Source organism: Bradyrhizobium sp. CCBAU 21365 (assembly GCF_015291305.1).
Classification (GTDB): Bacteria; Pseudomonadota; Alphaproteobacteria; order Rhizobiales; family Xanthobacteraceae; genus Bradyrhizobium; species Bradyrhizobium elkanii.
Genome location: NZ_CP030036.1, coordinates 4,991,400 through 5,014,726, shown reverse-complemented (window position 1 = coordinate 5,014,726; position 23,327 = coordinate 4,991,400). Strand labels below are relative to the sequence as shown.

Below are 23,327 nucleotides of genomic sequence, written 5' to 3'. Positions count from 1 at the left end.
GCATCCCGGAACCTTCGCCGTTCCGAGTCTCGCTTTATGTTTGAGAAATTACCCCGACCCTCAGGCCGCGCGCGCCGTCTCGCGGGTACGGTTTCTGCCGCGATCCTGTTGATCGGGTTGTCTGCCTGTCAAACCTCCGGCCCGTCTGACATCACGGGCTCATTGGGCGAGACGGCGGAGGCCACGCCGGCCCCGGCCGATCCGCGGCGCGACATCGCGACCTACCACGAGCGCGTCCGCGCCAATCCGAAAGACACCGACGCCGCGCTGAAATACGCCCGGGCGCTGCGCGCCACCGGCCAGCGGGCCCAGGCGGTCGCCGTCATGGAGCAGGCGGTGCTGGCGCAACCCAGCAACAAGGCGCTGCTCGCAGGTTACGGACGGGCGCTCGCCGACAACGGCAATTTCCAGCAGGCATTCGACGTGCTCGGGCGCGCGCATACCCCGGAAGATCCGGACTGGCGCATCCTGTCGGCGCAGGGCGCCGTGCTCGACCAGCTCGATCGCCACGACGAGGCGCGGCAGTATTATGCGAGTGCGCTGAAGATCGTGCCGGACGATCCGTCAGTGCTCTCCAATATCGGGCTGTCCTACCTGCTGTCGAAGGACCTGCCGAAGGCCGAGGAGACGCTGCGCCGTGCCCGGGAGCGCGCCCCCGGCGACATGCGGGTGCGAACCAATCTCGCTGTCGTGGTTGGCTTGCAGGGCCGTCAGTCCGAGGCGGAAACCATCATGAAAGCCGATTTGCCGGCGGAGCAGGGCTCAGCCAACGTCGCCGCGCTGAAGCGGCTGTTGGCGCGCAGGGATGCGAGCCGCGCCGACCCCGACAAGATCCCGGTCGCAGCCAGTCGCCGCGACTAGGGCGCTAGCGGGACGCTAGCCGGCGGCCCGGCGCCCGTCGTTTCGCCGTGACTGCAGCTTCTTGAGGATCGGCGACAGGAACGACTCGCGGGCTTCGGCGAGATCGGGACGGCCGGTAAGGCGCTGCGCGATCTGCAGGAAAGTCCTTGTGGTGCGGTGACGCGCGGAGACCTCCGCGATCATCTGGCCATTGTTGGCGGCTTCACCGAACAGCCTGCAGTCGAACGGGATGGCCGCGATCGGCTGGCTCTCGATCGTCTTGGCGAAATCCTTGACCTCGATCTCGGGGCGCTTCGACATGCCGACCTGGTTCAGGCAGTAGAGCGGCGGGCGGTCGTTCGGACGCGCGGTCCTCAACAGGTTCATCATGTTCTTGGTGTTGCGCATGTTGGCGAGGTCGGGCTCGGCCACGATCAGGATATCGTCGGCACCGACGAGCACGCGTTTGGTCCAGGCGGTCCATTGATGCGGCACGTCGAGCACGATGCAGGACGTCGTCATGCGCATCGTATCGAAGATGGCATCGAACGCCTCGGCGCCGAAATCGTAGACCTGGTCGAGGGTGGCCGGCGCCGCCAGCAGGCTGAGATGATCGCCGCACTTTGCGAGCAGGCGCTCCATGAAGGCAGAGTCCGGACGTTCGGGCGAGAACACGGCGTTGGCAATGCCCTGCACCGGGTCCTGATTGTAGTCCAGGCCGGCGGTACCGAAGGCGAGGTCGAGATCGACGACGACCGAGTCCAGCCCGAGGTCGCGCGCGATGGTCCAGGCGACATTGTGGGCAATGGTCGAGGCGCCGACGCCGCCCTTGGCGCCCGCGACCGCGATCAGGCGGCCGACCGAGACCGCTTCGGAGGCCGAGAACAGGCTGCAGATCGAGCGCACGATGTCGAGCACCTTGACCGGCCCGATGACGTAGTCGTTGACGCCGCGCCGGACCAATTCGCGATACGGCGCAGTCTCGCCGGGCGTGCCGAGCACCACGACGCGGGTGCCGGGATCGCAGACCGTGGCGAGCTCGTCGAGACCTGCGAGGAAATCGTGATCCGGCTCGGTCTCCAGCATGATGACGTTGGGCGTCGGCGCCTTGTGGTAGGCGTCGATCGCTGCGGCGATGCCGCCCATATGGACGGAGAGATGAGCCTTGGCGAGCCGGCGGTCGTCGGCAGCCGCGCGCGCGTTCGCGGCGGTCGCGACGCTGGCGCAGAACGCCTGCACGGAAATCCGCGGCGCCGGCGCGATGTAGTCGTTGGCGTGCTGCGGCTCGTCTTGCTGTTCGGTCATTTCGCGGCGTCGCTCAGCTTGGCTTTCTCGGCTTCGGGGTAGGCGGTCGCGGTCGACTCACCCTTGCGGTATTTGTCGAACGCGATCGAACGGCGCGGCGTATAGGCTGCGGTCTCGGTTCGCGGCTGTTCGAGGTCGGACGGATTGGCGACCATCGCGGCAAGGTTACGCTGCGTGGCGCAGCCGAAATTGTCGTACTGCTTGTTCTGGTTGTAGCTCGGATTGTAGATCGAGGGACCGAGGTCGCTCGGCCACACTCCGCAGGGACCGGCGACGGCGGCCATCTTCGGATAACTCAGCCGAATGGTCGGAAGCGCGCGCGGATCGTCGAGATAGGGGCGCTTGGTGATGGCATGGGCGGGCACGCCCATCGACGCCAGCAGGCCGCGGATCTCCTGATACACCGCCTGTGCCGAGCGCGCGTTCGAGCTGTCGGCCGGCACGTCGATCGCAATCGCGCCGGTGCCTTCGCGGCGCCAGGTGCGCGCCAGCCCCATGACGTCGTCGCGCTGCGTTTCGGTGAGGTTGCCGCGGGCACGGCCGACGAAGACGACGATCGATTGCTCGCCTTCGGTGACGGCGATCGGATGCCGCTGCCGGTAGTCGTCCGGCACCGTGCCGGTGACGACATCGCTCGTCAGATTGCAGCCGCCGAGCGCGATCGCGCTGACGACGAGGGCGCCGAACAGCGACAGCGTCCTGGCACGACCGGCTTGTGTGTTGCGTGTCATCATAGGATCCCCCAACCCCTTCAGGTCCGCGCCTCAGTCGATGATGAAGCCGAAATTGACCGGCGTGGCGCCGATCGGCTCGCCGCGGGCGGCAACGCCGTAGATGCGATTGACGCGCGCCAGCAGCGCCGACTGCGCGTCGGAAGCCGGGGCAAATCCGTCGTCGGGACGGGACAGCTCCTTCTGTGCAACAGCGCGCACCACGTAGGGCGTCACGATGACCATGAGCTCGGTCTCGTTGTTGACGAAGTCCTGGCTCCTGAAGAGCTGGCCGAGGATCGGGATCTGGTCGACGCCAGGCATGCCGTTGATGGCCTGCTTGGTTTGCTCCTGGATCAAGCCGGCCATCGCGATCGAGCCGCCGGAGGGCACCTCCAGCGTGGTGTCGGCGCGGCGGGTCTTGATCGAGGGAATGGTCGTGCCGTTCTGGCCGCCGGTCAGGGCGTTTTCCATCGAGACTTCGGAGACCTCGGTCATCACCTTGAGGCTGATCCGGCCCTCGGTCAGCACCACCGGAGTGAAGTTGAGCGAGATGCCGAATTTCTTGAAGCTGACGGTCTGAACGCAATTGCCGATCGTGCCCGACGTCGTCGTCTGGCAGGTAACGCCGGTCGGAATCGGAAACTCGCCGCCCGAAATGAAGGTCGCCGACTCGCCGGAGATCGCGGTGAGGTTGGGTTCGGCCAGCGTCTTGACCACGCCCGCGCTCTCCATCGCGCGCAGCGTCGCCGTGACCGTCGGCACGCCGAGCTTGTTCAGGGCTGCGCCCGTCAGCCCGTTGTTGGGGGCGAGCGCACCGTTATTGGCGGTGAAGGCGTTGGCGTTGTTGAAGACCACCGCGGCGGTTCCGTAGTTCATGTTGGCGCTGAGGTCGACGCCGAGCTGCTTGACGACGTCCCGGCGGACCTCGGCGACGGTGACTTTCAGCATCACCTGGTCGCGGCCGCGGACCACGATGGAATTGACGACCTTGTCGGCGCTGCCGACCAGTTTGGCGGCGATGTCGCCGGCCTGCTGGGCCTCGACCGGGCTTGCCACCGTGCCGGTCAGGACGACGCTGTCGCCGACGCCCTCGATCTGGACGCCGGGCAGCATCTGCTTCAGCGCGGCGCGCATGCCGTTGAGGTCGCGCTTGATCGCGATGTCGTAGGAGGCGACCTGGTTGCCGTCGGCGTCGAAGAACACCACGTTGGTCTGGCCGACCGCCGCGCCGATGATATAGGCGCGCTGCGCCGAGCGGATCACGGCGTTGGCGATCTTGGGATCGGCGACGAGAACGTCCTTGGCCTCGCGCGGCAGATCGACCACTACCGACTTGCCAACGCCGAGCGAGACGGAACGCGTCTTGGCGGCGATGCTGCTCGTCACCGCGACATCTGCGTTCTTGTCGGGATCGGTCGCGCTGGCAAGGGCAGGGATCAGCATCAGCGCAGTGATCGCCGACAATGACAGCGCGCGGACCAGCGTGGTCGACGTCGCCATTTGTTTCGCACCCGTCGTCATATCGAAGCCCCCATCACTTCTGTGTCGTCAGAGAGCTCGGGATGCCGAAGCGCACCACCTTGATGCTCTCGCCCCGCTTCGGGGCATGGTCTCTGGTCTCGTCGGTCTGCTCGTTGACGTCGGCGATGCTGCGCAGCGCCAGCGCCAGCGTGCCGCTCTGCCGGGCGCGCGCCAGCGTCTCGGCCTGCTCGGGCTTGAGCTCGAGGGTCACGGTCTTGCCGACGAGGGAGTTGTTGCCGTCCTTCTCCTTCGGCGCCTGGTCGATCGCCAGCACGCGGACGTTGGACAGCAGGATTTCAGTGGTGACGATATCGCGGCCGCCTTGCTGATCGGGATTCTTGTCGCGACGCGACAGGATCACATCGACGCGGTCGTTCGGCAGAATGAAGCCGCCGGCGCCGGTCTCCGGCGAGATTTCGGTGGAGATCGCGCGCATGCCGGAGGGCAGGATCGCGGCCATGAAGCCGCTTCCATTGGCCTTGACCAGCTTTTGCTCGCGGATCGGCTCGCCGACGATGAAGGGCGCGCGTGCGATCGAACCGATAACGTCATTCATGGCATTGGCGTTGGCGTCGTGACGGATGAACGCGCTGCTTGCAGTTTCAGCCGGCCAGCGCTGCCACTGGATGTCTTCGGCCTTGACCGATTGACCGAGTCCGATGTCGGACTTTGCGACCAGCACTTCGACGGTCGGCAGTTGCGCGACGGGCGGCGCGACCGGCGCCGGTTTGCGATCGCCAACGCTCGCCAGATACATGGCCGCGAGGCCTGCGACGCCGGCGATGCCGAGGACCACGATGCGTGCCGTTTTCATGCGATTGTCTGAATGCCCTTCACACAGGGCAATCGCGTCCTTGCGGCACTGACAGCCCTTCCCGGGAGCATCACTACGGCCGCAAAAGTATAAGGGAACTTGATGGAAGGTCCGGACAATTAAGGGATTGGTGGGGATGGTGAACGGCGAGTTATCGATGCTGTCGCATCTCCGCAGAATCCCGGAGATCGTGCGCGCGCAACGTGTGCGACGTGGGGGCCGCAACGCGGCGTCACGGCCGGTCGGCCGTGGTTAATGTCGCCTACGCGCAAGCCCGCGCGTACGGATCAGAGCGCGGCCTTCAGCGCGGCAAATCCACGGTCGAGATCGGCCTTGAGGTCGTCGAGATTCTCGAGCCCGATATGCAGCCGCAGCGTCGGCCCGCCCGGCGACCATTTGGTCGCGGTGCGATAGTCGCTGCAGTCGAACGGGATCGCGAGGCTTTCGAAGCCGCCCCAGGAAAAGCCCATGCCGAACAGGGTGAGCGCGTTCAGCATTGCATCGACCGCGGTCTGCGGCACCGGCTTCAGCACGATGCTGAACAGCCCGGAGGCGCCGGTGAAGTCGCGTTTCCAGATCGCGTGCCCGGGATCGGTGTCGAGGGCAGGGTGCAGCACGCGATCGACCTCGGGCCGCGCGCTGAGCCAGCGCGCGATCTCGAGTCCGGAGCGGTGGTGCTGCGCAAGCCGCACCGATAGCGTGCGAACCCCGCGCAGCGCGAGATAGACGTCGTCGGGGCCGGCGCAGACGCCGAGCAGGCGGATCGCCTCCTGGATCAGCGGCCAGGCTTTCGCATTGGCTGCGATGGTGCCGAACATGATGTCGGAGTGGCCGCCGATATATTTGGTGGCGGCCTGCATGCTGATGTCGACGCCCTGTTCGAGCGAGCGGTGATAGAGCGGCGTCGCCCAGGTGTTGTCGTCGATCATGAGCGCGCCGCGGGCGTGCGCCACGGCCGATATCGCCCGCACGTCCGGCATCTCGAACGTCTGCGAGCCGGGCGCTTCGATCAGCACCGCGCGGGTGTTCGGCTTGAACAGCGTCTCGATGCCGGCGTCGACCAGCGGATCGAAATAGCTGGTCTCGATGCCGTAGCGCTTGAGCATGTTGTCGCAGAAATTGCGGGTCGGCCGATAGGCATTGTCGCACACCAGGAGGTGTTCGCCGGCCTTCAGCACGGCAAGCAGCGTGGTGCTGATCGCCGCCAGTCCCGACGGGGCAAGGCCGACGCCGGCGCATTGCGGGCCTTCCAGTGCCATCAGCACGTCCTGCAGCGCCCGCGTGGTCGGGCTGCCATGGCGCCCATAGGTAAATTCGGCGCGATGGGCGTGGAGGTCCTCCGCGGTCGGATAGAGCACGGTCGAGCCGTGAAACACCGGCGGATTGACAAAGCCCTTCTGGGCCTTGGTGTCGCGGCCGGCCGTGACCAGACGGGTCGCGGCCTGTTGCGGGTGGGAGGGCGTGGAGCCGTCGGAGGAGGTCATGGAGCGCTGCCGTTAGACTTTAGACTTGTTGCCGCAGCCGTGCCGCGTCGGGAAGACAGGGCCGGGCAGGGAGGTGTTACTAACAAGAGGCAGAAGACATGCGTCAACCCCTTGACCCGGCTCGTCAGTCGCTATGTGATGCGGCGCAACTACCAGTCGCCGCACGTTGAGGGGCCTGCCGCGACCTACGATCCGTTGCCCGACCGGTTTGCAGGTCAAACTGCCGGTCAAAGCGGCATTTTTGCTGCAAGGGATCATTGGGATGGCCCGTGAACGCGAGGCGATCACAAAGCAAACGTCCACCGGACGACCCTGAAAGGCCCCGCCCATGAAACGCGTATCCTTGGCTGTCACCCTTGCCGCTGCCGCCGCCCTGTCGGTCCAGGCCGCCTCGGCGCAAACCCTCAAGACGGTCAAGGACCGAGGCCAGCTGTCCTGCGGCGTCAGCGGCGGCCTGCCGGGCTTCTCGTCGCCGGACGACAAGGGGAACTGGACCGGCATCGACGTCGACATCTGCCGTGGCCTCGCGGCGGCGATCTTCGACGATCCGTCCAAGGTCAAGTTCGTGCCGCTGTCGGCCAAGGACCGCTTCACCGCGCTGCAGTCGGGCGAGATCGACGTGCTGTCGCGCAACACCACCTGGACGCTGTCGCGCGATACCTCGCTCGGCGCCAACTTCACCGGCGTGACCTATTATGACGGGCAGGGCTTTCTGGTGAAGAAGTCGCTGAAAGTGAACTCGGCGCTGGAGTTGAACAGCGCGTCGGTCTGCGTGCAGACCGGCACCACGACCGAGCAGAACCTCGCCGACTACTTCAAGGGCAACAACATGAAGTACGAGGTGATCGCGTTCGCCGGCGCCGACGAGACCGTGAAGGCCTACGAGACCGGCCGCTGCGACGTGTTCACCTCCGACGTGTCCCAGCTCTATGCGCAGCGGCTGAAACTCGCCAACCCGGCCGACCACGTCGTGCTGCCCGAGATCATCTCCAAGGAGCCGCTCGGCCCGATGGTTCGCCATGGCGACGACCAGTGGTTCGACATCGTGAAGTGGGCGCTGTTCGCCCAGATCAATGCCGAGGAACTCGGCGTCACCCAGAAGAACGTCGACGAGATGGCCAAGTCGGACAAGCCCGACCTCAAGCGCGCCTTCGGCACCGACGGCAATCTCGGTGAGCAGCTCGGCCTGACCAAGGACTGGTTCTCCCGCATCATCAAGGCCGTCGGCAATTACGGCGAGATGTACGATCGCAACGTCGGCGCCGGATCGAAGCTGCAGATCGCACGCGGGCTCAACAATCTCTGGAACAAGGGCGGCATCCAGTACGCGCCTCCGATCCGCTGATCGGCGACGAGGCGGCTGCGGCGATGACGACCGAGCCCCGAAAACCACCGCCGCAGTTCATCTTCCGCCTGAAGCGCGCGCTCGGCGGCCAGTCCGGCTGGACTGGCCTTGCCGTGCAGATCGTGTTCGCGGCGGTGTTGGCCTGGGTCGCCTATGAGATCGTGGCCAATGCCCGCGCCAACCTGGAGACGCAGCGCATTGCCTCCGGGTTCGGCTTTCTCAAAAACAATGCGGGCTTCGATGTCAGCCTGAACCTGATCCCGTATTCGGGATCGGACACCTACACGCGGGTGTTCTTTGTCGGCCTGTTCAACACGCTGCTGGTTGCGGGCATTGGCATCGTCTTCGCCACCATCATCGGCTTCATCGTGGCGCTGTGCCGGCTGTCGCCGAACTGGCTGCTGGCGCGGCTCGGCGAGATCTATGTCGAGATCGTCCGCAATCTGCCGCTGCTGTTCCAGCTATTGTTCTGGTACCTTGCGGTGCTGGCGGCGCTGCCGGGGCCGCGCCAGAGCATCTCGCTGTTCAACGCCTTCTTCCTCTCCAATCGCGGGCTGGTGATCCCGCGGCCGATCGGCGAGGCCGGGCTTGATCCGTTTCTGATCGCGCTCGCGATCGCCATCGCAGGCGCGCTGGCGCTGCGCGGCTACGCAAGGCGGGCGCTGTTTCAACGCGGGCAGGCGATCCGGATCTGGCCCTATGTGCTCGGCCTGCTGGCCGGATTGCCGCTGGTGACGACGCTGGTGTTCGGCTTGCCCATGACCTTCGAGCTGCCGCAACTCAAGGGCTTCAACTTCGCCGGCGGCGCACGGGTCATTCCGGAGCTGGTTGCGCTGGTGGTCGCGCTATCGACCTATACGGCGGCCTTCATCGCCGAGATCGTCCGCGCCGGAATTCTGTCGGTCCATAAGGGACAGATGGAAGCCGGCTCGTCGCTCGGCCTGTCGCGCGGCACCACCTTGCGGCTGATCGTCGTACCCCAGGCGATGCGCGTCATCGTTCCGCCGCTGACCAACCAGTATCTCAACCTGACCAAGAATTCGTCGCTGGCGGTCGCGATCGGCTATCCCGACCTGGTCTCGGTATTTGCCGGCACGACGCTGAGCCAGACCGGCCAGGCGATCGAGATCATCGCCATCACCATGGGCGTGTACCTGCTGATTTCGCTGGTCACCAGCGCGATCATGAGCGTCTATGGCTGGCGCATCAACCGGAGCCTTGGGGCATGACCGACGTCACCGCGTCATCCTTTGTTAGGCAGGACCTGGTGCCCGAACGCCGGGCGCCGGTGAAGACCACCGGCCTCGTCGGTTTCATCCGCACGCGGCTCTTGAATTCGCCGACCAACATCCTGCTGACGATCCTGGCGCTGGGGCTGCTCTGGTACACGATCGTTCCCGCATTCAGGTTCCTGCTGGTCGATGCGGTCTGGAGCGGCAAGGACCGCAATGCATGCCTCGCCGAGACCGCCGGCCGTCAGGTCGGCGCCTGCTGGCCCTACATCCAGGCCAAGCTCACCCAGCTGATCTATGGCTTCTATCCGGAAGCCGAGCGCTGGCGCGTCAACCTGACCTTCGTCCTCGCGGCCGTCCTGTTGCTGCCACTCCTTATTCCGCGCCTGCCGACGAAGGGCCTGAATGCGGGCCTGTTCTTCTTCGCGTTTCCGGCGGTCGCCTTCTTCCTGCTGCGCGGCGGCGGACTAGCCGGTTTCGGCGTCAGCTGGGTCGCGAGCCTGTTGCAGCTGTTCGACGACAGCATCGTCAATGCGGGGCAGGTGCTGGTCAATCTCAGCCGGAATTCGGCGATCGGGCCGCTGCTGTGGGCCGTCGGCAAGATCATCGTGCTCGTCGGCAGCCTGATCGGCTGGCTGATCTTTCCGCTGACCTCGCTGCGCGAGCAGCTCCAGATGTCGAGCCAGCCGTTGTGGTTCGACTTCCTGCTCACTACGGCGATCGTCTCGCTGATCCTGTTTTTCCTCGGCGGCGGCATGCGAACCGGACAACGGGCGCTGCTGGGGAGTCTCGCAAGCTTTGCCGGCATCGCGATCGTGATCAAGCTGATGGGGCTCGACCGCGGCGGACTGCCCATCGTCGACACCAGGCTGTGGGGCGGCCTTCTGGTGACGCTGGTGGTGTCGGTCACCGGCATCGTTACCTCGATGCCGATCGGGATCGCGCTGGCGCTGGGCCGCCGCTCGACCATTCCGCTGATCCGGATCTTCTCGATCGCCTTCATCGAGTTCTGGCGCGGCGTGCCGCTGATCACGGTGCTGTTCTTCGCAACCTACATGCTGCCGCTGTTCCTGCCGGGCAATTTCAACGTCGACGGGCTGGTCCGCGCGCTGATCGGCATCGCGCTGTTTGCCGGCGCCTACCAGGCCGAGGTGGTGCGCGGCGGCCTTGCCGCGATCCCGCGCGGGCAGGGCGAGGCGGCGAGCGCGCTCGGTCTGTCCTGGTGGAAGACCACGTCGCTGATCGTGATGCCGCAGGCGCTGCGCCACGTCATTCCGGGTCTCGTCAACAGCTTCATCGCGCTGTTCAAGGACACCTCGCTGGTTTCGATCGTCGCGCTGTTCGACCTCCTGGGGTCGTTGCATGCGACGTTCTCCGATCCGACCTGGTCGACGCCGACCACGGCCTTTACCGGCTTCGCTTTCGCTGGAATGATCTACTTCGTGTTCTGCTTTGGAATGTCGCGCTACTCGCTGTTCGTCGAAAACCGGCTCAACGCTCACCGCCGCCACTGAACAAGGTCACCATGTCCACAACCCCGATCGTCAACATTTCTGCTCTCAACAAATGGTACGGCGACTTCCACGTGCTGCGCGACATCAACCTGGAGGTCGGCAAGGGCGAGCGCATCGTGATCTGCGGCCCGTCCGGTTCGGGCAAGTCGACCCTGATCCGCTGCATCAACGCGCTGGAGGAGTTCCAGGAGGGCGAGATCGTGGTCGACGGTATCGACCTCGGCCCGAGCCTTCGCCGTGTCGACGAGGTCCGCCGCGAGGTCGGCATGGTGTTCCAGAGCTTCAACCTGTTCCCGCATCTCACCGTGCTCGACAATTGCACGCTGGCGCCGATCTGGGTGCGCAACATCCCGAAGAAGGATGCCGAGGCCACCGCGATGAAGTTCCTCGAGCGGGTCAAGATCCCGCATCAGGCCAACAAGTTTCCAGGCCAGATGTCGGGCGGTCAGCAGCAGCGCGTTGCGATTGCCCGTGCACTGACCATGAATCCGAAGGTGATGCTGTTCGACGAGCCGACCTCGGCGCTCGACCCGGAGATGGTCAAGGAAGTGCTCGACACCATGGTCGATCTTGCCAAGGAGGGCATGACCATGCTGGTCGTCACCCATGAAATGGGCTTTGCCCGCGAGGTCGCCAACCGCGTCGTGTTCATGGACGCGGGCCAGATCATCGAATCGAACACGCCGCAGGAATTCTTCGCCAACCCGCAGCATGCGCGGTCGAAGCTGTTCCTGAGCCAGATATTGCGGTGATTTCTGCGGTCATTGCGAGCCACCCAGTCGACGCAAAGCGCCGCCGGATGACAGGCTCCGCGAAGCAATCCAATCTTCCGCATCGGAAGCATGGATTGCTTCGTCGCAATAGCTCCTCGCAATGACGTCTGCGGGACGCCATTCGCTCCCTCAGACCAGCGGCAGCTCGATGTTGCTGCGCTTTTCCAGCCATTCCGGGACCGGCAGATTCTTCGAGCGCATGAAGGCCGGGTTGAACAGCTTGGACTGATAGCGGTTGCCGGAATCGCAGAGAATTGTGACGATGGTCTTGCCGGGGCCGAGCTGCTTGGCGAGCTGGATCGCGCCGGCGATGTTGACGCCGGTCGAGCCGCCGAGGCACAGGCCTTCGTGCTCCAGAAGGTCATAGATGATGGTCACGGCTTCCTCGTCGGAGATCAGGAACGCGGTGTCGACCTTCGCCGTCTCGACCACAGGCGTGACGCGTCCGAGCCCGATGCCTTCAGTGATCGAGTCGCCCGGCGTCGATTTGACCTGTCCATTCTTGAACAGTTCGTACATCCCGAAGCCGTGCGGATCGGCGCAGGCGGTGACGATGGCCGGGTTCTTTTCCTTCAGGTAGCGGCTGACGCCGGCAAGCGTGCCGCCGGTGCCGACCGAACAGATGAATCCGTCGACCTTGCCGTCGGTCTGCTGCCAGATTTCCGGTCCGGTCGAGTCGTAATGCGCCTTGGGATTGTCGAGGTTGTTCCACTGGTCGGCGAACAGCACGCCGTTCGGTTCGGTCTTGCGCAGCTGCTCGGCAAGACGCTTGCCGAGATGCTGATAGTTGTTCGGATTGGCGAAGGGCAGCGCCGGCGCCTCGACGAGTTCGGCACCGCACAGCCGCAGCATGTCCTTCTTTTCCTGGCTCTGCGTCTCCGGAATGACGATCAGGGTGCGGTAGCCGCGCGCACTCGCTACGACCGCGAGCCCGATCCCGGTATTGCCTGCGGTCGACTCGACCACGAGGCCGCCGGGCTTCAGCGCGCCGCGCCTCTCGGCCTCCAGGATCATCCATTTGCCGGCACGATCCTTCACCGACTGGCCCGGGTTCATGAATTCGGCCTTGCCGAGAATGGTGCAGCCGGTCAGTTCGGACGCGCGTTTCAGCTTGATGAGGGGGGTGTTGCCGATCGCTTCGATGACGTCTTTGTTGAATATCATGTCGGGGAATTTCTTTGCCGGTCTGTGTCTTGCTTGGCGAACCTAGTGTGCTGATCGAAAAAGGGAAGGGCTTTTGCACTGCGGCAAGACACGGGTTCAACGGGTTTGACGTCGCACGCGCGGATGGGACGGGCTCGGGGAGAACGCCGTTGTGCGGCGGTCGGGTTGGCCAGCAGAATCATCCTGTGGTCCGCGGTTTCGCACGAGGTGCGCGCTCTCGGCCAATCAAGGCCTGACGGCGCGGTGCGCGGTGGCGCGAGTTTGGCGCCGCGCCGGCACATCTTGGGATCAAATGCAACAGGAGCCGAAAAATCCCCATGAAATCTTTGTAAGAATCGTGACTTCCGGCACGGGTCCGAAACGCGCGGAAATGCCGTAAAAAATAGGGAAAAGTCGGCATTCAAGGTAGCCACGAATCGCTTGCGATGCGACGCCACGCAATCGTGACGGGGCTGTCCGCCCCATTGTCCCAAGGGTAGGATGGGACAGGCAGGTTCCATTGGAAGCATACCCCCGTGAACGTCACCCAGACCATCGCTGAACGCGTCATTCGTGCGCCACAGGCGAAGTCTGGCTTCGGCGGAGAATGGGTGTGACCCAGCCCGTGTCCGTGATGGTGCCTGGAGGCCGGTTCGGCCTCGCCGTCCGCGCGCGCCGGCTCGCGGGACGCTCGCTCGTTGCGCTCGGCCTGGCCGTTGGTTCTGCCGGCTGCATTCTGACCCAGGACATCCCTGATCCGGCGCTCGACGTGCCACAGGGCTACAAGGCCGCGCGGCTCGGCCGGCCGGGCGATGCGCTTCCGACGCTCGATTGGTGGCGGGGCTTCCGCTCCAGGGAGCTGACGCAGCTGATGGAGGAGGCGCAGACCGTCAACCTCGACATCGCGGCTGCGGTTGCACGCTTCCGCCAGGCCGACGCGCTGGCGCGGCAGGCCGGCGCGGCGCTGCTGCCGACCCTCAATCTCAACGGATCGGAAACCTACTCGCGCACCTCCGGCTCCAGCGCCAGCGGCCTCACCAATGGCGGGCGCGAGGTGGTGAACTACAACGCCTCGCTGAGCGCCAGCTATCAGCTCGACTTCTGGGGCCAGAACCGCGACGCCGCGCAGGCGGCGGAGGAGACCGCCGTCGCCAACCGGTTCGACCGCGAGGTGGTGGCGCTGACCGCGCTGGCGAGCGTCGCCAATGCTTATTTCACCGTGCTGGCGACGCAGGACCGGCTTCGCACCGCGCAGAGCAACATCGCCAGCGCCGAGCGCATCCTCAATGCGATCAAGGAGCGCTTCAAGGCCGGCACCGGCTCCGATCTCGACGTCGCGCAGCAGGAGAGCGTGCTCGCCAACCAGCGCGCGCTGGTGCCGCCGCTGCGGCAGACGCTCGCCCAGAATATCAACGCGCTCGCGGTGCTGGTGTCGCGGCCGCCGGAAAGCGTGCGCGTCTCCGGCGGCTCGCTCAACGCCGTTGCGATCCCGCGCGTCACGCCGGGCCTGCCGTCTGAATTGCTGACCCAGCGTCCCGATATCCGCCGGCAGGAAGCGCAGCTCTCATCCGCCACCGCCAATGTCGGCAGCGCGCGGGCGCAGTTCTTCCCGAGCATCCAGCTGACCGGAACGGGCGGCTACCAGAGCCAGGCGCTGGTCTCGCTGTTCCAGCCGCATGCCGCCTTTTTCAACTTGGTCGGCAGCATGACCCAGCCGATTTTCGACGGCGGCCGGATCCTCGGCAATTTCGAATACACCAAGGCGAAGCAGGACGAGTTGCTGCAGACCTACCGCAAGACGGTGGTGCAGTCGTTCACCGACGTCGACAACGCGCTGGTCGCGATCCGCGAGACCACGCGGCGACTGCAGCTGCAGCGGGACGTGCTGTCGTCGTCGCGGCGCGCCTTCGACCTCGCCGAGCAGCAGCTCAAGGCCGGCACCGCCGATATCGTAACTGTGCTAAACACGCAGCTGACTTTGTTCCAGGCGGAAGATGCCTATTCGCAGGCCCAACTGGCCCGGCTATTGGCGATCGTGAGCCTGTATCAGGCCTTGGGGGGCGGCTGGGAACCGAAGATGGAAAGACCGGTCGATGCTCTTTAAGCCCGACTCGACGGACGACGAGAAACGCACGGCGCCGCGCAAGCGGAGCCTTCTCTCGCGCCTGCTCGGGCGCATGGTGTCCCTGCTGATCACGCTCGTGATTCTGGGCGGGCTCGGCTATCTCGGCTGGCTCGCCTTCCAGCCCAAGCAAAATGGAGGCGGCGGGCGCGGCGCGGGCGGGCGGCCCGACCTGCCGGTGCCGGTGCTTGCGGCCACGCCGCATGTGCAGGACGTGCCGGTCTATCTCGACGGCGTCGGCTCAGTGAGGGCGTTGAACACGGTTACCGTGCGTTCCCAGGTCGACGGCAAGCTGATCGCGGTGAATTTCGTCGAGGGGCAGGACGTCAAGAAGGGTGACGTGCTCGGCGAGATCGATCCTGCGATCTATCAGGCGCAATACGACCAGGCGGTGGCCACGAAGGCCAAGGACGAAGCGCTGCTCGCCAATCAGAAGATAGACCTTGCCCGCTACGAGCAGCTCGCCGCCAGCAACGCGGGCTCCAAGCAGCAGGCCGATACACAACGCGCGCTGGTGGCGCAGCAGCAGGCCATCATCAAGGCCGATCAGGCCCAGATCGACAACATGCGAGCCACGCTGGGCTACACCAAGATCGTGGCGCCGATCTCCGGGCGCGCCGGCTTGCGCCAGGTCGACCAAGGCAACATCATCCACGCCTCCGACACCACCGGGCTCGTGATCCTGACCCAGCTGCAGCCGATCGCCGTGTGGTTCAGCCTGCCGCAGCAGCAGATCATGCGCGTCAACGCCGCGGCGGCGAAGGGCCAGCTCGCGGTCGATGTGTTCGGCAATGACGGCGTCACCGTGATCGATACCGGCAAGCTGACCGGCATCGACAACCAGGTCGATCCGACCACCGGCACGCTGAAGCTGAAGGCCGAATTCCCCAACACCAGCTACCAGCTCTGGCCCGGCCAGTTCGTCAATGTGCGGCTCAAGGTCGAGACCCTGCCGCAGGCGATCGTGGTGCCGACCTCGGCGGTACAGCGCGGTCCGGCCGGCACCTTCAGCTACGTGATCGGCGAGGGCGACATCGTCACCGCCAAGCCGGTCACGGTCACCCAGCAGAACGAGCATGAGGCCGTCATCGCCAGCGGCCTGACCACGTCGGACCGGGTCGTGACGACGGGCTTTGCCAATCTCGCCGATGGCGCGAAGGTCGTGGTCGGCAAGGATGACGGGCCGCCGGCCGCCGATCTCGCGCCGCGCAAGCGCAGCCGCAACCCTGACGGCAAGCGCGGGGCGCAAGGCGCTGGTCAAGGCGAAGGGCAGGGCAAGGACGGCAAGAAGGACTGGCAAGGCAAGGACGGCGAGCATCGCGGCCGGCACGAACATAGCGAAGGCGATCAGAAGGGGCAGACCGGACCGGCGCCCGCGCCGGCAGCAGGGGGCGAACAGTCGGGCGGCGCGCCGAAGGCGCAGCCATGACCGGCATCCAGACTTCGTAATGTCCGTTCTTACAGCGAGCACGCAGCCATGAGCGTCTCCGAACCGTTCATCCGCCGGCCGATCGCCACCTCGCTGCTCGGCATCGCCCTGATGATCGGCGGTGCGCTCGGCTATTGGGCGCTGCCGGTCTCGGCGCTGCCGCAGGTCGACTTCCCGACCGTGCAGGTGACGACGCAACTGCCCGGCGCGAGCCCCGACGTGGTGGCCTCGCTGATCACGGCGCCACTGGAGCGGCAACTCGGGCAGATCCCGTCACTGTCGTCGATGAACTCGACGAGCTCGTTCGGCGTCAGCCAGATCTCGCTGCAGTTCGACCTCAACCGCGACATCGACGGCGCCACGCAGGATGTGCAGGCCGCGATCAACGCCGCCGCCGGCATCTTGCCGAAGACGCTGCCGTATCCGCCGGTCTACGCCAAGGTGAACCCGGCGGACGCGCCGGTCATGACGCTCGCGCTGACCTCGGAGACGATCTCGCTGCGGGCGATGAGCGATCTCGCCGACACCATCCTCGGCCAACGGCTGAGCCAGATTTCCGGCGTCGGCCGGGTCTCGATCCTCGGCGGCCTGAAGCCGGCGGTGCGCGTGCAGGCCGATCTGGCCCGGCTTGCGGCCTATGGCATTGCGATGGAGGATCTGCGCAACGCGATCGCCGGCGCCAACGTGTCTGGGCCGAAGGGATCGCTCGACGGCGCCCAGCAATCCTACACCATCGCCGCCAACGACCAGATCGCCGCCGCCGACGCCTACCGGCCGATCATCATCGCCTATCGCAACGGCTCGCCGGTCACGATCGGCGACGTTGCCCAGATCGTCGATGGGCTGGAGAACGACCGCACCGGCGGCTGGTACCAGGGCACGCCGGCCGTCATCATCGACATCCAGCGCCAGCCGGGCGCCAATGTCATCGACGTCGTCAAGCAGATCCGCGGCGAAATCCCGCGGCTGCAGCGGGCGGTCCCGGCCGGCGTCAAGCTGACCATCGTCTCCGACCGTACCGTGACGATTCGCGCCTCGGTGCGCGACGTGCAGTTCACGCTGATCCTGAGTGTCGTGCTGGTGACACTGGTGGTGCTCCTGTTCCTGCGGTCGCTGCGCGCGACCCTGATCGCCGGCGTCGCGCTGCCGCTGTCGCTGATCACGAGCTTCGGCATCATGTATTTCGCGGGCTTCAGCCTCGACAACCTGTCGCTGATGGCGCTGACCATCGGAACCGGGTTTGTGGTCGACGACGCCATCGTCATGATCGAGAACATCGTCCGCCACATGGAAGGCGGCGAGACGGTGATGGAGGCCTCGCTGAAGGGTGCCAGCGAGATCGGCTTCACCGTGATCTCGCTGACGGTGTCGCTGATCGCGGTGTTCATCCCGCTGCTGTTCATGTCCGGCCTGGTTGGTCGCATGTTCCGCGAATTCGCGCTCACCTTGACGATCGCGGTGGTGACCTCGGCGATCGTCTCGCTGACGCTGACGCCGATGATGTGCTCGCGGCTGCTCAAGAACATCCATGAGGAGATGGCGGTCCCGGGCCTGGCCGCGGTCAGCCGTTTCATCGACCGCATGGTGGAGTTCTACCATCGAACGCTGCTCTGGGTGCTGCGGCGCCAGCGCGCGACGCTGCTGGTGACGTTCGCGACCATCGCGTTGACGCTGATCATGTATGTGTTGGCGCCGAAGGGTTTTCTGCCGCTGCAGGACACCTCGTCGATCACGGCGGTGACCGAGGCCGGACCCGACGTCTCGTTCGCCGAGATGCAGCGGCGTCAGAGCGCGGTCTCAAACATCATCAAGGCCGATCCTGATGTGGTTGGCGTGGTCTCGGTGATCGGCTCGGGCTCGGTCAATCCGACCACCAATGTCGGCCGTCTGGTGATGACGCTGAAGCCGCTCGACGAGCGGCGCGAGGGCGTCGTCAAGGTGATCGAGCGCCTCAAGCAGAAAGTCGCGGCGGTGCCCGGCATGACGGTGTACTTCCAGCCGGTGCAGGACGTGCAGATCTCGACCCAGTCGAGCCGCTCGCAATACCAGTACACGCTCACCGCGACCGACGCCGCCGAGGTCTCGCAATGGGCGCAAAAGCTCGTCGCCGAGATGCGGCGCGACCCGATCTTCCGCGATGTCTCCTCGGAGGCGCAGGAGGGTGGCCTGCGCGCGGCGCTCGACGTCAACCGCCAGCGTGCCGGCCAGCTCGGCGTCAGTCTGCAGGGCGTCACCGACACGCTGAACGATGCCTTCGCGCAGCGGCAGATCTCGACGATCTACGGCCAGGCCAACCAGTACCGCGTCGTGCTCGAAGCGCTGCCGATGTATCAGCGCGACCCGTCGATCCTCGACAAGCTCTATCTGCCCGGCGCCAACGGCGCGCAGGTGCCGCTGTCGGCGGTGGCGACGCTGGTCCGGACCACGGCGCCGCTCGCGATCTCGCACCAGGCGCAATTCCCGTCGGTCTCGCTCAGCTTCAACCTGGCGCCGGGCGAGGCGCTGGGCGACGCGGTCGCGGCCGTAAAAGCCATCGAGAGCAGGATCGGGATGCCCGGCAGCATCGTCGGGATCTATTCCGGCGACGCCGCCGAATTCGCGCGCTCGCTCGCCGGGCAGCCCTGGCTGATCCTGGCGGCGATCATCACGATCTACATCGTGCTCGGCGTGCTCTATGAGAGCTACATCCACCCGATCACCATCCTGTCGACGCTGCCTTCAGCCGGCGTCGGCGCCATCCTCGCCTTGATGCTGTGCGGGCAGGACCTCTCGGTGATCGGCCTGATCGGCATCATCCTGTTGATGGGCATCGTCAAGAAGAACGCGATCATGATGATCGACTTCGCGCTGGAGGCCGAGCGTCACCAGGGCATGTCGTCCTATGACGCCATCGTGCAGGCCTGCCTGCTGCGCTTCCGCCCGATCATGATGACGACGCTGGCGGCGCTGTTCGGCGCGCTGCCGCTCGCGATCGAAAGCGGCACCGGCGCCGAACTGCGCTTCCCGCTCGGCATTTCGATCATCGGCGGCCTGCTGCTGAGCCAGTTGCTGACGCTCTACACCACGCCGGTGATCTATCTGGCGCTCGACCGCCTCAACCGCCGGATCGAGCGGGCCGTGCCGGAGCCGGGTCCCAGCGGCCCGCCGATCGCGGGCGCCACCGAGGGCATGCAGTGATCTCGATCTCGGAGCCCTTCATCCGCCGGCCGGTGGGCACCACCCTGCTTGCGATCGGGCTGTTCCTGGTCGGGATCGTCGCCTACCATTTCCTGCCGGTGTCGTCGGTCCCGAATGTCGATTTCCCGACCATCCGGGTGTCGGCGAGCCGGCCGGGGGCCGATCCCTCGGTGATGGCCGCGACCGTTGCCGCACCGCTGGAGCGCAAGCTCGGCACTATTTCGGGCGTCGACCAGATCACCTCGACGAGCTCGCTCGGCACCACCAGCATCCAGGTGCAGTTCTCGATCGGCCGCAACATCGACCGCGCCGCGCGCGACGTGCAGGCCGCGATCAACGCCTCGCTCGCCGATTTGCCGAGCGACCTGCCGTCGCTGCCCAGGTTCCGCAAGGCCAACCCGGCCGCGTCGCCGGTATTCGTGCTGGCGCTGACCTCGAAGACGATCTCGACCAGCGCGATGTACGACGTCGCCGACACGGTGCTGGCGCAGCGCATCTCGCAGGTGCCGGGAGTGGGCGAGGTGACCGTCAGCGGCGCCGACCAGCCGGCGGTGCGCATCGCGCTCAACCCGGTGTCGCTGGCGAACGCCGGAATCGCGACCGACGACGTCCGGCTCGCGATCATCAATGCCAACCCGCTGGGGCCGGTCGGCATCTTCAATGGCGGCCGGCTGAGCGAGACGCTCTCGATCAACAAGCAGATGCGCACCGCGGCCGAATTCCGCGACGTCGTCATCAAGAGCTCGAACGGCAATTACGTCCGCCTCGCCGACGTCGCCGAGGTCGAGGATTCCGTGCGCAACTCGCGCTCGATCGCCTGGTTCAACAAGCAGCCGGCGGTGCTGATCCAGATCACCAAGCAGGGCGACGCCAACGTCATCGACACCGTCGACGGCGTTCGCAGGATGCTGCCGGAACTGAAGAAATGGATTCCGGCGGGCGTCGAGATCTCGACCCTGGTCGATCGCACCGGAACGATCCGCGCCAGCGTCGAGGACATGCAGTTCACGCTGCTGGCGACCGCTGTGCTTGTGATGATCGTGGTGTTCGTGTTCCTGCGCCGGGTGGTGCCGACGATCGCCGCCGGCGTGTCGGTGCCGCTGGCGCTGGCCGGCACCTGCGCCGGGATGTGGCTCGCCGGCTTCTCGATCGACAATCTGTCGCTGATGGCGCTGGCGATCTCCGTCGGCTTCGTGGTCGACGACGCCATCGTGATGATCGAGAACATGTACCGCAATCTCGAGCAGGGCATGGCGCCGTATCCGGCCGCGGTCGAAGGCGCCAAGCAGATCGGCTTCACGGTGCTGTCGATCTCGCTGTCGCTGATCGCGGCCTTCACGCCGCTGATCTTCATGGATGGCATCGTCGGGCGGCTGCTGCGCGAATTCTCGCTGACGCTGGTGTTCGCGATCGCGGTCTCGACCGTGGTGTCGCTGACCATCACGCCGATGATCTGCGCGCATTACATCAGGGAGGCGACCTCGGATCACGCCACCTGGTACGACCGCGTCATCGAAGGCACGCTGTCCCGTGTCGTGGCGTTCTACGCATCGACGCTGCGGATCGTGCTCGGCTATCCCTTCCTGACCCTGGTGGTGTTCTTCGCCACCGTCGCGCTGACGGTGACGCTCTACATCAAGACGCCGAAGGGCTATTTTCCGACCGACGACAGCGGCTTTGTGATCGGCTCGACGCGGGCGTCGGCGGATATCTCGTTCCAGGCGATGCTTCAGCTGCAGCAGCGGCTCGCCGACATCGTGATGGCCGACCCCGCGGTCGCCGGCATCGGCTCGTCGGTCGGCTCCGGCGGCGGTCCGGGCGGCGCCACCTCCAACCGCGGCACCATGTTCATCAGCCTGAAGCCGCCGGAGGAGCGGGGCGGCCTGTCGACCGCGCAGGTGATCGACCGGCTGCGCCGCAACCTGTTCATGGTGCCGGGCATCCGCCTGTTCATGTTCGCCGCCCAGGACATCCGCACCGGCGGCCGGCAGAGCGATTCCGACTACCAGTACACGCTCGCCTCGACCGACCTCGAGCTGTTGCAGAAATGGGCGCCGATCGTGGCCAAGCGCATGGAGACGGTGGAGGGAATCACGGACGTCTCCTCCGACCGCGATCCCGGTGGCCTGCAGCTCAACCTCGTGATCGACCGCAAGACCGCCTCCAGCCTCGGCGTCCGCGTGCAGGACATCGACAACGCGCTCAACAATGCCTTCTCGCAGCGGCAGATCTCGTACATCTACACCCAGCGCAACCAGTACGTGGTGGTGCTCGAGATCGATCCGAAATTCCAGAGCGATCCGTCGAACCTCGAGCGCATCTATGTTGCCGGCGCCAATGACGTGCAGGTGCCGCTGTCGGCGCTGGTGCACTACCAGCGCGGCCTGTCGGCGCTCGCCGTCTATCACTCCGGCGGCTTCCCCTCGACCACGGTGTCGTTCAACCTGCTGCCGGACGTGCCGCTGGAGGTCGCGACGACGAACATCCAGCAGGCGGTCGACGAGCTGCACATGCCCGAGGGCATTCGCGGCAGCTTCGACGGCAATGCCGGCGATTTCAACAAGACCAGCGGGCGGCAGCCGCTGCTGATCCTCGGCGCGCTGGTCGCGATGTATATCGTGCTCGGCGTGCTCTATGAGAGCCTGGCGCATCCGATCACGATCATCTCGACGCTGCCGTCGGCCGGCCTCGGCGCCTTGCTCGCCTTGCAGGTGACCAACACGCCGCTGACGGTGATCGCCTTCGTCGGCATCATCCTCTTGATCGGCATCGTCAAGAAGAACGGCATCATGATGGTCGACTTCGCGCTCGAAGCCGAGCGGCATCAGGGCCTGTCGTCGCGGGACGCGATCTTCGAGGCCTGCCGCGCGCGCTTCCGTCCCATCCTGATGACGACGATGGCCGCGCTGTTCGCCGGCATTCCGCTGGTCATTGCGACCGGCCCGGGCACCGAGCTGCGCCGGCCGCTCGGCATCACCATCATCGGCGGCCTGTTCGTGTCGCAGATCCTGACGCTCTACACCACCCCGGTGATCTATCTGCTGATCGACCGGCTGCGCCAGCGCCGCGAGCCGTCAGGCGTGCACGCACCCGCGGAATAGTTTGAATTGCGCGGTTGCAAGCGTATAGCGGAGCGATGTCCGAACCGACCGAAGCAAAAACCGATATTGTCGCCGAGATCGAGGAGTGCCCGCATTGCGGCAAGCCGCTGCCGCTGTGCATCTGCGACAGCGTTACGCCGATCGAGAGCCGCATCCAGCTCCTGATCCTGATCCATCCGCAGGAGCAGGACAGGGCGCTCGGCACCGCGCGACTGTTGGCGCGGCATTTCGAGAACGCCGTGGTCCGGATCGGGCTGTCCTGGCCGAGCCTTGCCAAGGCGCTCGGCCGGCCGGTGCCCGATCCGTCGCGCTGGGCGGTGCTCTATCTTGGCTCGGCCAAGGTCGAGGATCTCGATACCGATGCCGAGATCGTTGCGATCAACCGCAAGGGCGAACTCGAGCCGCATCAGCGCGCGATCCTCTCCGACATCGAGGGCATCGTGCTGCTCGACGGTACCTGGAGTCAGGCCAAGGCGCTGTGGTGGCGCAATGCCTGGATGCTGAAGTGCCAGCGAGTGATTCTCGGGCCGAAACGGCCCTCGCTCTACGGCCAACTCCGCCGGGAACCGCGCCGCGACGGCCTGGCCACCATCGAGGCGGCCGCGATCCTGCTGGCAGGGCTGGAGAAGCGGCCGGACATTGCCGCGACGTTGTCAGGTAGTTTCGAGCGCATGCTGGCCAGGTTCCGGGAAGTGCAGGCCAAAATGCCGGAATTGGCGCCAAAACCAAAGAAGCGGGATTTCCGGAGGCGCCGGCGTTAGCCATCCGGCTTGGCTGCCTATCGGAGCCAACTGGCGGTTGCGGACGGTCTACC

General features: G+C 65.8%; 16 protein-coding genes. 10 read left to right on the top strand and 6 right to left on the bottom strand.

Annotated elements, in window-relative coordinates:
* The first annotated feature begins 162 nt into the window (after positions 1-162).
* Positions 163-861, top strand: a complete 699-nt coding sequence (locus XI02_RS23015; RefSeq protein ID WP_018271720.1) for a tetratricopeptide repeat protein — start codon at positions 163-165, stop codon at positions 859-861.
* Positions 862-876: 15 nt separating this feature from the next.
* Here XI02_RS23015 and XI02_RS23010 read toward each other — a convergent pair whose 3' ends face one another.
* From XI02_RS23010 to metC, 5 genes are all read right to left on the bottom strand, one after another.
* Complete coding sequence (locus tag XI02_RS23010; RefSeq protein ID WP_018271719.1) at positions 877-2,145, bottom strand: AAA family ATPase; 1,269 nt, start codon at positions 2,143-2,145, stop codon at positions 877-879.
* On the bottom strand, positions 2,142-2,879 hold the full coding sequence (locus XI02_RS23005) for a CpaD family pilus assembly protein (RefSeq protein WP_018271718.1): 738 nt from the start codon (positions 2,877-2,879) through the stop codon (positions 2,142-2,144). The genes XI02_RS23010 and XI02_RS23005 overlap by 4 nt, the downstream gene beginning before the upstream one ends.
* Before the next feature lie 30 nt (positions 2,880-2,909).
* Entirely contained in the window at positions 2,910-4,358 is a 1,449-nt protein-coding gene (locus XI02_RS23000) for a pilus assembly protein N-terminal domain-containing protein (protein WP_018271717.1), read from the bottom strand.
* 34 nt (positions 4,359-4,392) lie between these two features.
* Positions 4,393-5,193 (bottom strand): Flp pilus assembly protein CpaB, encoded by an 801-nt coding sequence (gene cpaB / locus XI02_RS22995; protein ID WP_016842117.1) that lies wholly within the window; start codon positions 5,191-5,193, stop codon positions 4,393-4,395.
* A 287-nt stretch (positions 5,194-5,480) separates the two neighbouring features.
* A complete protein-coding gene (gene metC / locus XI02_RS22990) occupies positions 5,481-6,677 on the bottom strand; it encodes a cystathionine beta-lyase (protein WP_018271716.1) in 1,197 nt (398 codons plus the stop codon).
* A 328-nt stretch (positions 6,678-7,005) separates the two neighbouring features.
* Here metC and XI02_RS22985 point away from each other — a divergent pair, with 328 nt between their 5' ends.
* Genes XI02_RS22985 through XI02_RS22970 form a run of 4 tightly spaced genes read left to right on the top strand, consistent with a single transcriptional unit; the run spans position 7,006 to position 11,520 of the window.
* Complete coding sequence (locus tag XI02_RS22985; protein ID WP_018271715.1) at positions 7,006-8,022, top strand: amino acid ABC transporter substrate-binding protein; 1,017 nt, start codon at positions 7,006-7,008, stop codon at positions 8,020-8,022.
* A 23-nt stretch (positions 8,023-8,045) separates the two neighbouring features.
* Positions 8,046-9,251, top strand: coding sequence for an amino acid ABC transporter permease (locus XI02_RS22980; protein ID WP_016842114.1), 1,206 nt, complete (start codon positions 8,046-8,048; stop codon positions 9,249-9,251).
* Positions 9,248-10,768 (top strand): amino acid ABC transporter permease, encoded by a 1,521-nt coding sequence (locus XI02_RS22975; RefSeq protein ID WP_018271714.1) that lies wholly within the window; start codon positions 9,248-9,250, stop codon positions 10,766-10,768. The genes XI02_RS22980 and XI02_RS22975 overlap by 4 nt, the downstream gene beginning before the upstream one ends.
* A gap of 11 nt (positions 10,769-10,779) precedes the next feature.
* Positions 10,780-11,520 carry an amino acid ABC transporter ATP-binding protein gene (locus tag XI02_RS22970; RefSeq protein ID WP_018271713.1) on the top strand — a complete coding sequence of 247 codons (741 nt, stop codon included), beginning with the start codon at positions 10,780-10,782 and terminating at the stop codon, positions 11,518-11,520.
* A 150-nt stretch (positions 11,521-11,670) separates the two neighbouring features.
* Here the strand turns inward: XI02_RS22970 and XI02_RS22965 are convergent, their stop codons facing one another.
* Entirely contained in the window at positions 11,671-12,705 is a 1,035-nt protein-coding gene (locus tag XI02_RS22965; RefSeq protein WP_016842113.1) for a cysteine synthase A, read from the bottom strand.
* 586 nt (positions 12,706-13,291) lie between these two features.
* Between XI02_RS22965 and XI02_RS22960 the strand changes: the two genes are divergently transcribed.
* The 5 genes from XI02_RS22960 to XI02_RS22940 are packed head-to-tail and all read left to right on the top strand — an operon-like array spanning position 13,292 to position 23,274.
* The gene (locus tag XI02_RS22960) at positions 13,292-14,788 is read left to right on the top strand and encodes an efflux transporter outer membrane subunit (RefSeq protein WP_018271712.1); all 1,497 of its coding nucleotides are present in this window, start codon (positions 13,292-13,294) and stop codon (positions 14,786-14,788) included.
* A complete protein-coding gene (locus XI02_RS22955) occupies positions 14,778-16,235 on the top strand; it encodes an efflux RND transporter periplasmic adaptor subunit (RefSeq protein WP_016842110.1) in 1,458 nt (485 codons plus the stop codon). Before XI02_RS22960 ends, XI02_RS22955 begins: the two co-directional genes overlap by 11 nt.
* Positions 16,236-16,283: 48 nt before the next feature.
* A complete protein-coding gene (locus XI02_RS22950; protein ID WP_018271711.1) occupies positions 16,284-19,412 on the top strand; it encodes an efflux RND transporter permease subunit in 3,129 nt (1,042 codons plus the stop codon).
* On the top strand, positions 19,409-22,513 hold the full coding sequence (locus XI02_RS22945; RefSeq protein WP_018271710.1) for an efflux RND transporter permease subunit: 3,105 nt from the start codon (positions 19,409-19,411) through the stop codon (positions 22,511-22,513). The genes XI02_RS22950 and XI02_RS22945 overlap by 4 nt, the downstream gene beginning before the upstream one ends.
* 35 nt (positions 22,514-22,548) lie before the next feature.
* Positions 22,549-23,274, top strand: a complete 726-nt coding sequence (locus XI02_RS22940; RefSeq protein ID WP_016842106.1) for a tRNA-uridine aminocarboxypropyltransferase — start codon at positions 22,549-22,551, stop codon at positions 23,272-23,274.
* Positions 23,275-23,327: the final 53 nt, after the last annotated feature.

Bases quoted from the DNA above. Each gene is read 5' to 3' on its own strand.
- XI02_RS22950 (WP_018271711.1), top strand. From the start codon at position 16,284: ATGAGCGTCTCCGAACCGTTCATCCGCCGGCCGATCGCCACCTCGCTG.
- XI02_RS23005 (WP_018271718.1), bottom strand. From the start codon at position 2,879: ATGATGACACGCAACACACAAGCCGGTCGTGCCAGGACGCTGTCGCTG.
- XI02_RS22965 (WP_016842113.1), bottom strand. From the start codon at position 12,705: ATGATATTCAACAAAGACGTCATCGAAGCGATCGGCAACACCCCCCTC.
- metC (WP_018271716.1), bottom strand. From the start codon at position 6,677: ATGACCTCCTCCGACGGCTCCACGCCCTCCCACCCGCAACAGGCCGCG.
- XI02_RS22940 (WP_016842106.1), top strand. From the start codon at position 22,549: ATGTCCGAACCGACCGAAGCAAAAACCGATATTGTCGCCGAGATCGAG.
- XI02_RS22970 (WP_018271713.1), top strand. From the start codon at position 10,780: ATGTCCACAACCCCGATCGTCAACATTTCTGCTCTCAACAAATGGTAC.
- XI02_RS23000 (WP_018271717.1), bottom strand. From the start codon at position 4,358: ATGGCGACGTCGACCACGCTGGTCCGCGCGCTGTCATTGTCGGCGATC.
- cpaB (WP_016842117.1), bottom strand. From the start codon at position 5,193: ATGAAAACGGCACGCATCGTGGTCCTCGGCATCGCCGGCGTCGCAGGC.
- XI02_RS22975 (WP_018271714.1), top strand. From the start codon at position 9,248: ATGACCGACGTCACCGCGTCATCCTTTGTTAGGCAGGACCTGGTGCCC.
- XI02_RS23010 (WP_018271719.1), bottom strand. From the start codon at position 2,145: ATGACCGAACAGCAAGACGAGCCGCAGCACGCCAACGACTACATCGCG.
- XI02_RS22985 (WP_018271715.1), top strand. From the start codon at position 7,006: ATGAAACGCGTATCCTTGGCTGTCACCCTTGCCGCTGCCGCCGCCCTG.
- XI02_RS22955 (WP_016842110.1), top strand. From the start codon at position 14,778: ATGCTCTTTAAGCCCGACTCGACGGACGACGAGAAACGCACGGCGCCG.
- XI02_RS22980 (WP_016842114.1), top strand. From the start codon at position 8,046: ATGACGACCGAGCCCCGAAAACCACCGCCGCAGTTCATCTTCCGCCTG.
- XI02_RS22960 (WP_018271712.1), top strand. From the start codon at position 13,292: ATGGGTGTGACCCAGCCCGTGTCCGTGATGGTGCCTGGAGGCCGGTTC.